Origin of the sequence: Burkholderia cepacia GG4 (genome assembly GCF_000292915.1) — a bacterium.
Classification (GTDB): Bacteria; Pseudomonadota; Gammaproteobacteria; order Burkholderiales; family Burkholderiaceae; genus Burkholderia; species Burkholderia cepacia_D.
In genome coordinates this window covers 2,623,987-2,639,044 of sequence record NC_018513.1, presented here as the reverse complement: position 1 = coordinate 2,639,044, position 15,058 = coordinate 2,623,987, and the positions used below count along the sequence as shown (strand labels likewise).

General features: G+C 65.7%; 17 protein-coding genes. 15 read left to right on the top strand and 2 right to left on the bottom strand.

Annotated features, from left to right (window positions below):
- Positions 1-3: 3 nt before the first annotated feature.
- Together GEM_RS11960 and GEM_RS11955 are read right to left on the bottom strand one after the other, a co-directional pair.
- Positions 4-726, bottom strand: a complete 723-nt coding sequence (locus GEM_RS11960) for an SAM-dependent methyltransferase (protein WP_014897664.1) — start codon at positions 724-726, stop codon at positions 4-6.
- Entirely contained in the window at positions 723-1,352 is a 630-nt protein-coding gene (locus GEM_RS11955; protein WP_014897663.1) for a Maf-like protein, read from the bottom strand. Before GEM_RS11955 ends, GEM_RS11960 begins: the two co-directional genes overlap by 4 nt.
- Before the next feature lie 261 nt (positions 1,353-1,613).
- Between GEM_RS11955 and GEM_RS11950 the strand changes: the two genes are divergently transcribed.
- From GEM_RS11950 to lepA, 15 genes are all read left to right on the top strand, one after another.
- A complete protein-coding gene (locus GEM_RS11950) occupies positions 1,614-2,249 on the top strand; it encodes a DUF177 domain-containing protein (RefSeq protein ID WP_014897662.1) in 636 nt (211 codons plus the stop codon).
- Positions 2,250-2,347: 98 nt separating this feature from the next.
- Positions 2,348-2,527, top strand: coding sequence for a 50S ribosomal protein L32 (gene rpmF / locus GEM_RS11945; protein ID WP_006051932.1), 180 nt, complete (start codon positions 2,348-2,350; stop codon positions 2,525-2,527).
- A 129-nt stretch (positions 2,528-2,656) separates the two neighbouring features.
- Positions 2,657-3,763, top strand: coding sequence for a phosphate acyltransferase PlsX (plsX, locus tag GEM_RS11940; protein ID WP_014897661.1), 1,107 nt, complete (start codon positions 2,657-2,659; stop codon positions 3,761-3,763).
- Entirely contained in the window at positions 3,764-4,753 is a 990-nt protein-coding gene (locus GEM_RS11935) for a beta-ketoacyl-ACP synthase III (protein ID WP_014897660.1), read from the top strand.
- An 85-nt stretch (positions 4,754-4,838) separates the two neighbouring features.
- Positions 4,839-5,771 (top strand): ACP S-malonyltransferase, encoded by a 933-nt coding sequence (fabD, locus tag GEM_RS11930; RefSeq protein ID WP_014897659.1) that lies wholly within the window; start codon positions 4,839-4,841, stop codon positions 5,769-5,771.
- A 36-nt stretch (positions 5,772-5,807) separates the two neighbouring features.
- The gene (gene fabG / locus GEM_RS11925) at positions 5,808-6,557 is read left to right on the top strand and encodes a 3-oxoacyl-ACP reductase FabG (protein ID WP_014897658.1); all 750 of its coding nucleotides are present in this window, start codon (positions 5,808-5,810) and stop codon (positions 6,555-6,557) included.
- Positions 6,558-6,701: 144 nt separating this feature from the next.
- Positions 6,702-6,941, top strand: a complete 240-nt coding sequence (gene acpP, locus GEM_RS11920; protein ID WP_014897657.1) for an acyl carrier protein — start codon at positions 6,702-6,704, stop codon at positions 6,939-6,941.
- Between the two features lie 164 nt (positions 6,942-7,105).
- On the top strand, positions 7,106-8,338 hold the full coding sequence (fabF, locus tag GEM_RS11915) for a beta-ketoacyl-ACP synthase II (RefSeq protein WP_014897656.1): 1,233 nt from the start codon (positions 7,106-7,108) through the stop codon (positions 8,336-8,338).
- Between the two features lie 11 nt (positions 8,339-8,349).
- Positions 8,350-8,814, top strand: coding sequence for a hypothetical protein (locus GEM_RS11910; protein WP_014897655.1), 465 nt, complete (start codon positions 8,350-8,352; stop codon positions 8,812-8,814).
- 91 nt (positions 8,815-8,905) lie between these two features.
- Positions 8,906-9,505 carry an RNA polymerase sigma factor RpoE gene (gene rpoE / locus GEM_RS11905; RefSeq protein ID WP_014897654.1) on the top strand — a complete coding sequence of 200 codons (600 nt, stop codon included), beginning with the start codon at positions 8,906-8,908 and terminating at the stop codon, positions 9,503-9,505.
- Positions 9,506-9,593: 88 nt separating this feature from the next.
- A complete protein-coding gene (locus GEM_RS11900; protein ID WP_014897653.1) occupies positions 9,594-10,211 on the top strand; it encodes a sigma-E factor negative regulatory protein in 618 nt (205 codons plus the stop codon).
- A gap of 5 nt (positions 10,212-10,216) precedes the next feature.
- Complete coding sequence (locus GEM_RS11895) at positions 10,217-11,269, top strand: MucB/RseB C-terminal domain-containing protein (protein WP_014897652.1); 1,053 nt, start codon at positions 10,217-10,219, stop codon at positions 11,267-11,269.
- 16 nt (positions 11,270-11,285) lie between these two features.
- Positions 11,286-12,791 (top strand): DegQ family serine endoprotease, encoded by a 1,506-nt coding sequence (locus GEM_RS11890; protein WP_014897651.1) that lies wholly within the window; start codon positions 11,286-11,288, stop codon positions 12,789-12,791.
- A gap of 8 nt (positions 12,792-12,799) precedes the next feature.
- Positions 12,800-13,036 (top strand): glutaredoxin family protein, encoded by a 237-nt coding sequence (locus GEM_RS11885; RefSeq protein WP_014897650.1) that lies wholly within the window; start codon positions 12,800-12,802, stop codon positions 13,034-13,036.
- A gap of 219 nt (positions 13,037-13,255) precedes the next feature.
- Positions 13,256-15,049, top strand: coding sequence for a translation elongation factor 4 (gene lepA, locus GEM_RS11880; protein WP_014897649.1), 1,794 nt, complete (start codon positions 13,256-13,258; stop codon positions 15,047-15,049).
- Positions 15,050-15,058 lie beyond the last annotated feature (9 nt).

The following is a 15,058-nucleotide window of genomic DNA, read 5'->3' as shown; positions in this document are numbered from 1 at the left end:
GTCTCAGTTCGCGAGCAGCAGGAAGATGGCAGGGCGCTTGTGCAGATTCGGCGCAGGCGCTTTTTTCCAGTCCGCCACCGTGCGGCTTGCGATCGTCTCGGTCTCGAGGGTCAGGTCGGCTGCGACGCAGATTTGCGTCGACGGCGCGCAGGTCGCGACGAGCGTGTCGAGCATCGCGTGGTTCCGGTACGGCGTCTCGATGAAGATCTGCGTCTGGCGCCCCTTGCGCGACAACTGCTCGAGTTCGCGCAGGCGTTTCGCGCGCGCGGCCGCGTCGACCGGCAGGTAGCCGTTGAACGCGAAACTCTGGCCGTTCAGGCCCGACGCCATCAGCGCGAGCAGGATCGAACTCGGCCCGACGAGCGGCACGACCTTCACGCCGCGCTCGTGTGCGCGGCGCACCAGCAGCGCGCCGGGATCGGCAACGGCGGGGCAGCCGGCCTCGGACACGAGTCCGGCGTCCGCGCCCGCCAGCACGGGCGCGAGCAGCCGGTCGATCTCGCCGGCCGGCGTGTTGACGTTCAGCTCGCGGATTTCGATTTCCTGGATCGGCCGCGTCGTACCGATCTTCTTCAGGAACGCGCGGGTCGTCTTCGCGTTTTCGCCGATGTAATAGCCGAGCGTGCCGGCGCGTGCTTGCACGGCTGCGGGCAGTACAGCGGCGAGCATCGAGGCATCGCCTTCGCCGAGGGTATTCGGGACGAGATAGAGCGTGCCGGCCGTCATGCGTGGACTCCTTGGGTAGCGAACAGTGGATAGCCGGCGGCGCGCAGCATGCGCGTGAGCGCGATCAGCGGCAGGCCGACGAGCGCGGTCGGGTCGTCGGAGTCGATCGCGTCGAGCAGCGCGATGCCGAGCCCTTCGGACTTCGCACTGCCGGCGACGTCGTACGGCGTTTCCGCGCGCAGGTACGCATCGAGTTCGGCTTCGGGCAGCGAGCGGAAGCGGACGTGCGTGACGACGTCCTCGCTCTGCGTTTCGCCCGTGCGGCTGTCGTACAGGCTGAGTGCGCTGTGGAACTCGACGTCGCGGCCCTGCATCGACACGAGCTGCGCGAGCGCGCGTTCGTGCGTGCCGGGCTTGCCGATCTGGAGGCCGTCGAAGGTTGCGACCTGGTCCGCCCCGATCACAAGCACGCCGTCCGGCGCGTCGATCATCGCGGCGACGGCGCGCGCCTTCGCGCCGGCGAGGCGCAGCGCGGTTGCGGCCGGCGTTTCGCCGGCGAGCGGGGTTTCATCGAGGTCGGGCGACGCGACGTCGAACGGCACGGCGAGGCGCTCGAGGAGCGCGCGGCGGTAGCGGGAACTGGAGGCGAGAATCAGCCGCGGCGGGCGGCAAACGGTATCCGGCATGGTCGGTTGGGTCGGTGAGTCGTCAGGTGTAAAGCGGCGTTGCGCGGACGCAAGCTTAAGTGATTGACCGCAAAAGGTAAAACAGGTATGCTTTCCCGCTTTTCGTCGGCAGGCTTTCGTTGTGGTGGCGCCTGTCGCGTCTTCGGAAGTAAAGTACGTAATGGTACGGTACGGGTACGCGGCGGTACGTGGCACAGGCCGCGTACGGTGAGCGGTGCCAAAAGCCGGATCCCGCAAGTCAGCCTGTAGGCAGGAGCGCACATGAACACTTCTTCTGGCAAGCCTGCGGCAGCGCTTGATCCGCACGCAGTCGACCTGTTCGAATTCGCCCGCAGCGGGCGGCAGGCAGCGGGTGCGGTGCGTCTCTCGCAACTGCCGCGCATGTTAAACGAAGTGCCGGCAGATGCGCCGGATCGTGACACGGTGTTCACGTGGCAGGCCGAGGGGTTCACCCAGAAGGAGTTGCAGGACGACGGCGCCGATGGGCAGCAGCCGTATCTGCGCCTTGCGGTCCATGGTCATGCGTGGCTCACGTGCCAGCGCTGCATGACCCCGTACGACCAGACGTTCGGCGTCGACATGACGTACCGGGTCGTCGCGACCGAAGAAGAAGCTGAAGAATTTCCGCTCGACGACGATGAAGCCGATGTGATCGTGGGCTCACGCCAGTTCGATCTCGTCGACTTGATCGAAGAGGAGTTGCTGCTTTCGTTGCCGCTCGTGCCCAAGCACGAGGTTTGCCCGGCAGTCCACGAAAGCCTCGTGTCGGGTGCGAGCGGTCCTTCGGAAGAAGCGGACGATGAGTCCGTCGAAGACGAGGACGAAGGCAAACGGCCGAATCCGTTCGCAGCGCTGGAAGCGTTGAAGAAGGACGGGGACGGCAGCAAGAAACACTAAGCAGTTGTGGCGCGGGAAGGCGTAAGGGCTTTGGGCCAGGGTAGTTAAGCGCCGGATCGGGCTGTGTTAGAATCCGGAAAATTATTTAGGAGTTAGTCATGGCAGTCCAGCAAAACAAGAAGTCGCCGTCGAAGCGCGGCATGCATCGTTCGCACGATTTCCTGACGGCAGCGCCGCTGGCAGTCGAGCCGAGCACGGGTGAAGTGCATCTGCGTCACCACGTCAGCCCGAACGGCTACTATCGCGGCAAGAAAGTCGTCAAGACGAAGAACGACTAAGCGTCAAGTCACGCGTTGCGCGCTACGATCGCCGTTCGCGTGACAACTGGTTCGCTTGACACTTTCCTGGCTCGACAAAAAGGCGGCATTCAACTGCCGCTTTTTTGTGCCTGAAATTCGTCGCATTCCATGACCGTAAAGCTCACAATCGATTGCATGGGAGGCGACCACGGCCCGTCCGTGACCGTTCCCGCGGCAGTCAAGTTCGTCCGCGCGCATCCCGATGCGCACCTGATGCTCGTCGGCATCGAAGGCGCGATCCGCGCGCAGCTGAAAAAGCTGAAAGCCCTCGACGATCCCGCGCTGACCATCGTGCCCGCCACCGAAGTCGTGGCGATGGACGACCCTGTCGAAGTGGCGCTGCGCAAGAAGAAAGATTCTTCGATGCGCGTCGCGCTCAACCACGTCAAGGAAGGCGCGGCCCAGGCCTGCATCTCCGCCGGCAATACCGGCGCGCTGATGGCCGTTTCCCGTTATGTGCTCAAGACGCTGCCCGGCATCGAGCGGCCTGCGATCGCGTTCGCGCTGCCGAACCCGACCGGCTACACGATGATGCTGGACCTCGGTGCGAACGTCGACTGCGAGCCGCAGCACCTGCTGCAGTTCGCGGAGATGGGGCACGCGCTGGTCGCTGCGCTCGAAGGCAAGGAGCGTCCGACGATCGGCCTCTTGAACATCGGCGAAGAAGTCATCAAGGGCAACGAGACGATCAAGCGCGCAGGTGAACTGCTGCGCGCCAGCACGCTGAATTTCCGCGGCAACGTCGAAGGCAACGACATCTACAAGGGCACGGTCGACGTGATCGTGTGCGACGGCTTCGTCGGCAACGTCGCTCTGAAGACGTCCGAGGGGCTCGCGCAGATGCTGTCCGACATCATCCGCGAGGAGTTCGGCCGTTCGTTGATGTCGAAGCTGATGGCGCTGCTCGCGCTGCCGGTCCTGATGCGCTTCAAGAAGCGCGTCGACCACCGCCAGTACAACGGCGCGGCGCTGCTCGGGCTGAAGAGCCTCGTGATCAAAAGCCACGGTTCGGCCGATGCCTACGCGTTTGAGTGGGCGATCAAACGGGGTTATGATGCCGTCAAAAACGGCGTGCTGGAGCGCTTGACGCGTGCGATGGCGGACAATTCGGTGTCGCTCGGCGACGGCGAACACGACGCGGGCGGCGCGGGCCAGACGAGCCCGGCCGCAGGCCAACACGCCGAACCTTCCGCTGCGCAATCCTCTAAAGCATAAATGGCCCAATCGACTCTCTATTCCCGCGTGCTCGGCACGGGCAGCTACCTGCCGCCCGACCGCGTCACGAACCAGCAACTCGCCGATCGTCTCGCGAAGGAAGGCATCGAGACGAGCGATGAGTGGATCGTTGCGCGCACGGGCATCCATGCGCGCCATTTCGCCGCACCGGACGTCACGACGAGCGATCTCGCGCTCGAGGCAGCGCGCCGCGCGATCGAGGCGGCCGACATCGATCCGCAGTCGATCGACCTGATCATCGTCGCGACTTCGACCCCAGATTTCGTGTTCCCGAGCACGGCATGCCTGCTGCAGAACAAGCTCGGCATCAAGAACGGCGGCGCGGCATTCGACGTGCAGGCTGTGTGCTCGGGCTTCGCGTACGCGATGGCGACGGCCGACAGCTTCATCCGCAGCGGCCAGCACCGCACGGCGCTCGTGATCGGCGCGGAGACGTTCTCGCGCATTCTCGATTTCAAGGACCGCACGACCTGCGTGCTGTTCGGCGACGGCGCGGGCGCGGTGATCCTGTCCGCCTCGGAAGAGCCGGGCGTGCTCGGCAGCGCGCTGCATGCGGACGGCAGCTATTCGCACATCCTCTGCACGCCGGGCAACGTCAATCGCGGCGTGATCGACGGCAGCGCGTTCCTGTACATGGACGGGCAGGCCGTGTTCAAGCTCGCGGTCAACGTGCTCGAGAAGGTCGCGATCGAGGCGCTTGCCAAGGCGAATCTCGCCCCGGAGCAGGTCGACTGGCTGATTCCGCACCAGGCCAACATCCGCATCATGACCAGCACCTGCCGCAAGCTCGGCCTGCCGCAGGAGCGTATGGTCGTGACGGTCGATCAGCACGGCAACACGTCGGCTGCATCGATCCCGCTGGCGCTCGACACCGCGGTGCGCGATGGCCGCATCCAGCGCGGTCAGCACGTGCTGATCGAAGGCGTTGGCGGCGGCTTCACCTGGGGCGCGTCGGTCTTCCGCTTCTGATCCGCAGCGCGCGACTGCTGCGCGCGGATCCCAATCCGGCGCGCCGTTCGTGCGCGCCGTCCGAATCGATTCAATTGGGGACGATATGAAATTTGCATTCGTTTTTCCGGGGCAGGGCTCGCAGTCGGTCGGCATGCTCAACGCATTCGCCGATCTGGCCATTGTGCGCGAGACGCTCCAGGAAGCATCCGATGCACTCAATCAGGATCTCGGCAAGCTGATCGCCGAAGGTCCGTCCGAAGAGCTGAATCTGACCACCAATACGCAGCCCGTGATGCTGACGGCCGCCTACGCGTGCTACCGCGCGTGGCAGCAGGCCGGCGGCCCGGCGCCGTCGATCGTCGCGGGCCACAGCCTCGGCGAATACACGGCGCTCGTCGCCGCGGGCGCGATCGCGTTCAAGGACGCGGTGCCGCTCGTGCGCTTCCGGGCGCAGGCGATGCAGACGGCCGTGCCGGTCGGCCAGGGCGGCATGGCCGCGATCCTGGGCCTCGACGACGACACGGTGCGCGCGGTGTGCGCCGAAGCCGCGGAAGCGGGCGTCGTCGAAGCCGTGAACTTCAACGCGCCGGCGCAGGTCGTGATCGCGGGCGCGAAGGCGGCCGTCGAGAAAGCATGCGAGATCGCGAAGGCGAAGGGCGCGAAGCGCGCGCTGCCGCTGCCGGTCTCGGCACCGTTCCATTCGTCGCTGCTCAAGCCGGCGTCGGATCAGCTGCGCGACTATCTCGCGAGCGTCGACGTGAAGGCGCCGCAGATTCCGGTCGTCAACAACATCGACGTCGCGGTGGTCAGCGATCCGGCCGCGATCAAGGACGCGCTGGTGCGCCAGGCCGCGGGTCCGGTGCGCTGGGTCGAATGTGTGCAGCACATCGCGGGCACGGGCGTCACGCACGTGATCGAATGCGGTCCGGGCAAGGTGCTGGCAGGCCTGACGAAGCGCATCGACGGCAACCTGGTCGGCGCATCGGTGTTCGATCCGGCTTCGCTCGACGAAGCGCTGAAGCTGGCGACCGCCTGACGCGGCGCCTTTTCTCAAGAGACGGATATTCGATTCATGGAAAAGACTCTCGATAAACAGGTCGCGATCGTGACCGGCGCATCGCGCGGCATCGGCCGGGCGATCGCGCTCGAACTCGCGCGCCTGGGCGCGACGGTGATCGGCACGGCGACGAGCGAATCGGGCGCTGCCGCGATTACCGCCGGGTTTGCGGAAGCGGGCGTGACGGGCCGCGGTGCGGTGCTGAACGTCAACGACGCGGCGGCAGCCGAAGCACTGATCGACGCGACCGTGAAGGAATTCGGCGCACTCCACGTGCTCGTCAACAACGCGGGGATCACGCAGGACCAGCTCGCGATGCGGATGAAGGACGAGGACTGGGACGCGGTGATCGACACCAACCTGAAGTCGGTGTTCCGCCTGTCGCGCGCGGTGCTGCGCCCGATGATGAAGGCGCGCGGCGGCCGCATCATCAACATCACGTCGGTGGTCGGCTCGGCCGGCAACCCGGGGCAGGTCAATTACGCGGCCGCAAAGGCCGGCGTGGCGGGCATGACCCGTGCGCTCGCGCGCGAAATCGGCAGCCGTGGCATCACGGTGAACTGCGTCGCGCCGGGCTTCATCGACACCGACATGACGAAGACGCTGCCGGAAGAACAGCAGGTCGCGCTCAAGACCCAGATTCCGCTCGGCCGCCTCGGCAGCCCGGCAGACATCGCCCATGCCGTCGCGTTCCTCGCATCGCCGCAGGCCGGTTACATTACCGGCACGACGCTGCACGTGAACGGCGGCATGTACATGTCGTAACGGATTTCGTTTACCATCCGCGCCGTATCCCGTTTTTCAGGCGGATCGGCGCTTGATCGACCATCAAGCCAACGCGCGTTTTGGCGTCAGCAAACCTGATAAAATGCGCGCACTTGTAAATCTGAACTTTCCCTCGGAGGGGTAATGGATAACATCGAACAACGTGTCAAGAAGATCGTCGCTGAGCAACTGGGCGTCGCAGAAGCCGAGATCAAGACCGAAGCTTCGTTCGTGAACGATCTGGGCGCGGACTCGCTCGACACGGTCGAACTGGTGATGGCTCTGGAAGACGAGTTCGGCATGGAAATCCCGGACGAAGAAGCAGAGAAGATCACGACCGTTCAGCAAGCGATCGACTACGCTCGCGCAAACGTCAAGGCGTAAGCGCGTTTCGCGCTTGTCCGCCACGTCGCCGCGATCTTCGCGATTGACGCGCCAATCTGCCGGCTTCGCGCCGGACGGACTAACAGCCACAGGGCTCGCAGGGCTGGTTCCTGTGGCCACTGTGGCTTTTGTTTTTGTCATCCAATAATGGAAAAGAGGTTACCGTGAGCCGCCGTCGTGTTGTTGTTACAGGCCTGGGGCTGATTTCGCCTGTTGGCAATAATGTTGCCGACGGCTGGGCCAATCTCGTCGCCGGCAAGTCCGGCATCGCCACCGTCACGAAGTTCGATGCGTCGAACCTCGCCTGCCATTTCGCGGGCGAAGTGAAGGGTTTCAGCGCCGAAGAGTACATCCCGGCGAAGGAAGCCCGCAACATGGATACGTTCATCCATTACGGCATCGCAGCCGGCGTCCAGGCCATCCGGGACAGCGGCATCGAAGTGAACGAAGCCAACGCGGAACGCATCGGCGTGCTGGTCGGCTCCGGCATCGGCGGCCTGCCGATGATCGAAGACACGCACCAGACCTACGTCGATCGCGGCGCACGCCGGATTTCGCCGTTCTTCGTGCCGGGTTCGATCATCAACATGATCTCGGGTCACCTGAGCATCATGTTCGGCCTGAAGGGCCCGAATCTCGGGGCCGTCACGGCCTGCACGACCGGTCTGCACAGCATCGGTCTCGCGGCGCGCCTGATCCAGGCCGGCGATGCCGACGTGATGGTCGCGGGCGGTGCCGAATCGACGGTGTCGCCGCTGGGCATCGGCGGCTTCGCGGCCGCGCGTGCGCTGTCGACCCGCAATGACGATCCGGCCACCGCGTCCCGTCCATGGGACAAGGACCGCGACGGCTTCGTGCTGGGCGAGGGCTCGGGCGTGATGGTGCTCGAAGAGTACGAATCGGCGAAGGCGCGCGGCGCGAAGATCTATGCGGAAGTCTCGGGCTTCGGCATGACGGGCGATGCGTACCACATGACCGCGCCGAACATGGACGGTCCGCGCCGCTGCATGGTTGCGGCACTGCGCGACGCCGGCGTGAACGCGGACGAGGTCCAGTACCTGAACGCGCACGGCACGTCGACGCCGCTCGGCGACAAGAACGAGTCCGACGCGGTGAAGGCGGCATTCGGCGAGCATGCGTACAAGCTCGTCGTGAACTCGACGAAGTCGATGACGGGTCACCTGCTGGGTGGCGCGGGCGGCCTCGAATCGGTGTTCACGGTGCTGGCGCTGCACAACAACGTGTCGCCGCCGACCATCAACATCTTCAACCAGGACCCCGAGTGCGATCTCGATTACTGCGCGAACACCGCGCGTGACATGAAGATCGACGTGGCCGTAAAGAACAACTTCGGCTTCGGTGGTACCAACGGCACGCTGGTGTTCAAGCGCGTCTGACGCAGGATCGCTTGACGAATCCAATCGATGCTCCGGCCGGGCGTCCGCAGCGCTTTGCGTTGCGGGCCCCGGCCGTGTCGTATCTCGTGCTGGCCGCGTTCGTCGCGGCGGCTGCCGCGTCCGCGTACCTGTTCTGGGCGCCGCGCTCGGGTGCCGCCGCAGGCGCGTGCGTGTCAGTGGCGACCGCTGCGCTGCTTGCCACGTGCGCCGCGCGGGCCTGTGCCCGTCGGCTGCCGGCCGAGCTGCGGATCGATGCATTCGGGGAGGTCGCGGCGTTTGGCCGCACCGGGCGGCTGCTGGCCCGGGGCCGCGTGACGGGCCATGCGCACTGGAGCAGCCTGCTGCTCGTGCTGTCGGTCGGGCAGGGCGCCCGGCGGGCCCGGCCGCTGCTGATTCCGGCCGACGCGCTCGATGCTGCGTCGTTCAGCGCGCTGTCCGTGCTGGCGCGTACCGCGGGCACGGCGGGGCAGGCATGACGGCGGCGCGGTTACCGACCGTAACCAGCGGCCGGCGCCGGAACGCTACAATAGTGCTCCGCGTTGCATCCCTAGTTAACGGATTTGTCAGGTGAGTGAAAAAGAAATCGATCAGGCTCTGGTCGAGCGCGTACAGAAGGGCGACAAGGCAGCGTTCGAACTCCTGGTCTCCAAATACCACCGCAAGATCATTCGGCTGATCTCGCGCCTCGTGCGGGATCCCGCCGAGGTCGAGGATGTGGCCCAGGACGCGTTCATCAAGGCGTATCGTGCGCTGCCGCAATTTCGCGGCGAGTCGGCGTTTTACACGTGGTTGTACCGGATTGCCGTCAATACGGCGAAGAACTACCTTGCGACGCAGGGCCGCCGGGCACCGACCTCGACGGAGGCCGATGCAGAGGAAGCGGAAACTTTCTCCGACGCAGACCAACTAAGGGATATCAACACGCCTGAGTCGATGTTGATGAGCAAGCAGATTGCCGAGACGGTCAACGCTGCCATGGCTTTGCTGCCCGAAGAACTGCGCCAGGCGATTACGCTGCGCGAGATCGAGGGCCTGAGCTACGAAGAGATCGCGGAAATGATGGACTGTCCGATCGGGACGGTCCGGTCGCGGATCTTCCGGGCGCGCGAGGCGATCGCTGCGAAATTGCGTCCGCTGCTCGATACACCCGAAGGCAAGCGCTGGTAAGCGTGTCGGGTGCAACGACGCGGGTCGGGGTCTAGTTACGGATAGAGTCGTGAAATCACGACGGGGTGTGTGCAAGATGGGGAGCATCATGGGGTCGGTCAATACGCAGTCGCAAGCGTGCTCGCGCGGCGAGCGCCTTTCCGCTCTGGTCGACGGTGAACTGTTCGACGGCCCGGATCACGGGCAGTTTCTGGCTGAGCTCGACCGCGCGGATCGCGCTGCGTGGGCCCATTACCACCTGATCGGCGATGCGCTGCGCTCGGACGAGCTCGCGCTGTCGCCCGCGCTGAGCGTCGCGTTCACCGCGCGCATGTCGGCCGCGCTCGCAAGCGAGCCGCACCTGCTCGCGCCGGCTGCCGCGCCGGTCGCGCGCACGCTGTTGTCGCTGCGCCGGCGGGTCGTGCCCGCGTTCGCTGTGGCTGCCGCGGCGGCCACGCTGACGTGGATCGTCGTCCCGCAGATGCAGACGGCCGGTTCGCCGGGTGCCGTCCAGGTCGCGTCGGCAGGCGCGCCGCAGAGCGGTAACCTGCAGCGCGTGACGGTCGCGCAGGCGTCGGCCCAGCCGGGCCTGCAGGACGGCAACATCATTCGCGACGCGAGTCTCGACCAATACCTTGAAGCGCACCAGCAATTCGCGCAGCAGCCCGTCGTCACGGGCTCGATGCCGCTGATCCGCGCTGCCGTGACCACCACGCCAGGCCAATAAACCCGATGCGGACATTGCAGTTGAATCACGCCATCTCCGGATGGAAGCGGCTGCCGGCCCTCCTGCTTTGCGCAGCCGCCCTGTTGTCCGTCCAATCTCTCCCTGCCAGCGCCCAGCAACCGGACGATCCCGTCGCCACCCGCAAGGGTGCGGCGGACTGGCTCGACCGCGTCCAGCAGGCGGCGCAGCAGCAGAGCTACGAGGGCACGTTCGTCTACCAGCGCGGCGGGTATGTCCAGTCGTCGCGCATCGCGCACGTCGCGTCCCGGGACGGCGAGTTCGAGCGGATCGAGTCGCTCGACGGCAAGCCGCGCAAGGTACTGCGACATAACGACGAGCTGTACACATTCGTGCCCGAGCGCAAGCTGTGCGTGGTCGAGCGCCGCCAGACGCGCGATTCGTTCCCCGCGCTGCTCGGCGCGGGCGGCGAGCACGTGATGTCCGTTTATGACGCGAAGCTGCTCGGCAAGGACCGCGTGGCGGGGATCGACGCGCAGGTCGTCGAGCTCGTGCCGAAGGATGCGTACCGCTTCACGTACAAGCTGTGGGCCGATGCCCGCACTGGGCTGCTGCTGCGTTCGCAGACGCTCGACGCAAGCGATCACGTGCTCGAGCAGGTCGCATTCTCGCAACTGCAGACGGGCGGATCGGCCGGCGACAAGTCCGCGATCGCGGCCGGCATGCGCAACCTGAGCGGCTGGACGGTCGTCCGCCCGCCGGTCGCGTCGGTCGACATGGAAGCGCAGGGCTGGCAGATCGCGCCGAACATCGCCGGATTCCGGAAGATTCGCGAGGTCCGCCGGCCGATGGCCGCGCGTGACGCGGGCGATCCGCCGATCGCGGTCGATCAGGCGGTGTTTACCGACGGCCTCGCGACGATCTCCGTCTTCATCGAGCCTGCCGAAAAGAATACGCGCAAGGAAGGCGCGGGCAGCACCGGCGCGACCCACGTTCTCGTGAAGCGTCGCGGCGACTACTGGATCACCGTGCTCGGCGAAGTGCCGCCGGCCACGTTGCAGCAGTTCGCGTCTGCCATAGAATACAAGGCTTCCAAGTAACGCTACGGCTTCCGACATGACGAAACTCACGCTGCGCAAATGGCTCGCGGCGGCGGCGCTGTTTGCCTGCCTGCCGCTCGTCCCGCATACCGCGGCCGCTGCCACGGCTCCCGCTGCCAGCCTTCCCGATTTCGCCGATCTGGTCGAAAAGGTCGGCCCGGCCGTCGTGAACATCCGGACGACCGCGAACGTGCCGACGCCAGGCCCGCGCGGCGTGCTCCCGCCGGGCTTCGACAACGGCGACATGTCGGAATTCTTCCGGCGCTTCTTCGGCATTCCGCTGCCGCAGGCGCCCGGTAGCGGTAATGGCGGCGGCAACGGCACCCCCAAGAACGCGCCGGCGCCGGACAATCCGCCTGATACCGAGCAGAACCGCGGCGTTGGCTCGGGCTTCATCGTGTCGGCGGACGGCTACGTGATGACGAACGCGCACGTCGTCGACGATGCGGACACCATCTACGTGACGCTGACCGACAAGCGCGAATTCAAGGCGAAGCTGATCGGCGTCGACGATCGCACGGACGTCGCGGTCGTCAAGATCCAGGCATCGAACCTGCCGGTCGTCGCGATCGGCGATTCGACCAAGGTGCGCGTCGGCGAGTGGGTCGTCGCGATCGGTTCGCCGTTCGGCCTCGACAACACCGTGACGGCCGGCATCGTCAGTTCGAAGAGCCGCAATACGGGCGACTACCTGCCGTTCATCCAGACCGACGTTGCGGTGAACCCCGGCAACTCGGGCGGCCCGCTGATCAACATGCAGGGCGAGGTGATCGGCATCAACTCGCAGATTTACAGCCGCACCGGCGGTTTCATGGGCATTTCGTTCGCGATCCCGATCGACGAGGCGATGCGCGTGGCCGACCAGCTGAAGGCGACCGGCAAGGTCACGCGCGGCCGGATCGCGGTGGCGATCGGCGAGGTGACGAAGGACGTGGCCGACTCGATCGGGCTGCCGAAGGCGGAAGGCGCGCTGGTCAGCAGCGTCGAGCCGGGCGGCCCGGCCGACAAGGCGGGCATCCAGCCGGGCGACATCATCCTGAAGTTCAACGGCCGGTCGGTCGATACGGCGTCGGACCTGCCGCGCATGGTCGGCGACACGAAGCCGGGCACCAAGGCGACCGTCAGCGTGTGGCGCAAGGGTCAGGCACGCGATCTGCCGATCACGATCGCCGAGACGCCGGCGGAGACGACGGCGAAGGCCGAGCAGCGCAAGAACGTGCCGCAGAAGCCGCGCCAGACCAATTCGCTCGGTTTGACGGTCAGCGACATTACGGCGGATCAGATGAAGTCGCTGAAGCTGAAGAACGGCGTGCAGATCGACGGCGTCGACGGCCCGGCGGCCCGTGCGGGCCTGCAGCGCGGCGATATCGTGCTGCGCGTCGGCGACACCGACATCACGAGCGCGAAGCAGTTCGCCGAAGTGAGCGCGCAGCTCGACCCGCAGAAGACGGTGGCGGTGCTTGTGCGGCGCGGTGACAACACGCAGTTCGTGCCGGTGCGCCCGCGCCCGAGCCAGAAGTAACGCGGCCGATGTTGACGCTCTATGGTCGCGGCTGGTGCCACCTGTGCGACGACATGCGCGATGCGCTGGCGCCGCTGGCGGCCGAATTCGGTGTCGCAGTCGACTATGTCGACATCGACGCCGATGCGGCGCTCGTCGCCCGTTACGACGAGGACGTGCCCGTGCTGCTGCTGGACGGCGCGGAAGTGTGCCGCCACCGGTTCGACGAGGCGAGGGTGCGCGGCGCGCTGATGGCGCGGCGCTGAACCCGGCCCGGGCACCGGCCGCCGCCGCGCGGGTTTCGGCGGCGGGGGCCTTCGGCGGGGCGCCGCCGGTCGGGCGCCCCTGGCCGGGCGCCCCTAGCCGGGCGCCCCAAATTACCGCCCGGCAATGGCCTTTTCGGCTAAAATAAGCCGTTTTTTCACCGACTTACAAGGCGTGCTTCGCAGTCGTCGAGCGCGCCTTTTTCGCTTGATCGGCACTGAATGGATCATATTCGCAATTTCTCGATCATCGCGCACATCGACCATGGCAAGTCGACGCTCGCGGATCGCATCATCCAGGTATGCGGCGGTCTCGCCGACCGTGAAATGGAAGCGCAGGTGCTCGACTCGATGGACATCGAGCGAGAGCGCGGCATCACGATCAAGGCGCAGACGGCTGCACTGTCCTATCGCGCGCGCGACGGCAAGGTCTACAACCTCAACCTGATCGATACGCCGGGGCACGTCGACTTCTCGTACGAGGTCAGCCGTTCGCTGTCCGCGTGCGAAGGCGCGCTGCTCGTGGTCGACGCGAGCCAGGGCGTCGAGGCGCAGACGGTCGCGAACTGTTACACGGCGATCGAACTCGGCGTCGAGGTCGTGCCCGTGCTGAACAAGATCGACCTGCCGGCCGCGAACCCCGAGAACGCGATCGAGGAGATCGAGGACGTGATCGGCATCGACGCGACCGACGCGACGCGCTGCAGCGCGAAGACGGGTCTTGGCGTCGAGGACGTGCTCGAAGCGCTGATCGCGAAGGTGCCGCCGCCGAAGGGTGATCCGGCCGCGCCGCTGCAGGCGCTGATCATCGACTCGTGGTTCGACAACTACGTCGGCGTCGTGATGCTCGTGCGGATCGTCAACGGCACGCTGCGTCCGAAGGACAAGATCAAGATGATGGCGACCGGCGCGCAGTATCCGGTCGAGCACGTCGGCGTGTTCACGCCGAAGTCGCGGAATCTCGATTCGCTGTCGGCAGGGCAGGTCGGCTTCATCATCGCCGGCATCAAGGAACTGACGGCCGCGAAGGTCGGCGATACCGTCACGCACGTGAGCAAGGCTGCTGCCGAGCCGCTGCCGGGCTTCAAGGAAGTGAAGCCGCAGGTGTTCGCGGGGCTGTATCCGGTCGAGGCGAACCAGTACGACGCGCTGCGCGAATCGCTCGAGAAGCTGAAGCTCAACGATGCGTCGCTGCAGTACGAGCCGGAAGTGTCGCAGGCGCTCGGCTTCGGTTTCCGCTGCGGCTTCCTCGGGCTGCTGCACATGGAAATCGTGCAGGAGCGACTCGAGCGCGAGTTCGACATGGACCTCATCACGACCGCACCGACGGTCGTCTACGAGGTCGTGCAGAGCGACGGCTCGACGATCATGGTCGAGAACCCGGCGAAGATGCCGGAGCCCGGCCGCATCGCCGAAGTGCGCGAGCCGATCGTCACCGTGAACCTGTACATGCCGCAGGACTACGTCGGTTCCGTGATCACGCTGTGCGAGCAGAAGCGCGGCTCGCAGATCAACATGCAGTATCACGGCCGTCAGGTGCAGCTCACGTACGAAATCCCGATGGCCGAGATCGTGCTCGACTTCTTCGATCGCCTGAAGTCGGTGTCGCGCGGCTATGCGTCGATGGACTACGAGTTCAAGGAATACCGTTCGTCGGACGTCGTGAAGGTCGACATGCTGATCAACGGTGACAAGGTCGATGCGCTGTCGATCATCGTGCACCGGTCGCAGTCACAATACCGCGGTCGCGAGGTTGCCGCGAAGATGCGCGAGATCATCCCGCGCCAGATGTACGACGTGGCGATTCAGGCCGCGATCGGCGCGCACATCGTTGCGCGCGAGAACATCAAGGCACTCCGCAAGAACGTGCTCGCGAAGTGCTACGGCGGCGACATCACGCGGAAGAAGAAGCTGCTCGAGAAGCAGAAAGAAGGTAAGAAACGCATGAAGCAGGTGGGTTCGGTCGAGATTCCGCAGGAAGCGTTCCTCGCGATCTTGCGCGTCGAAGACAAATAACAGGACTGA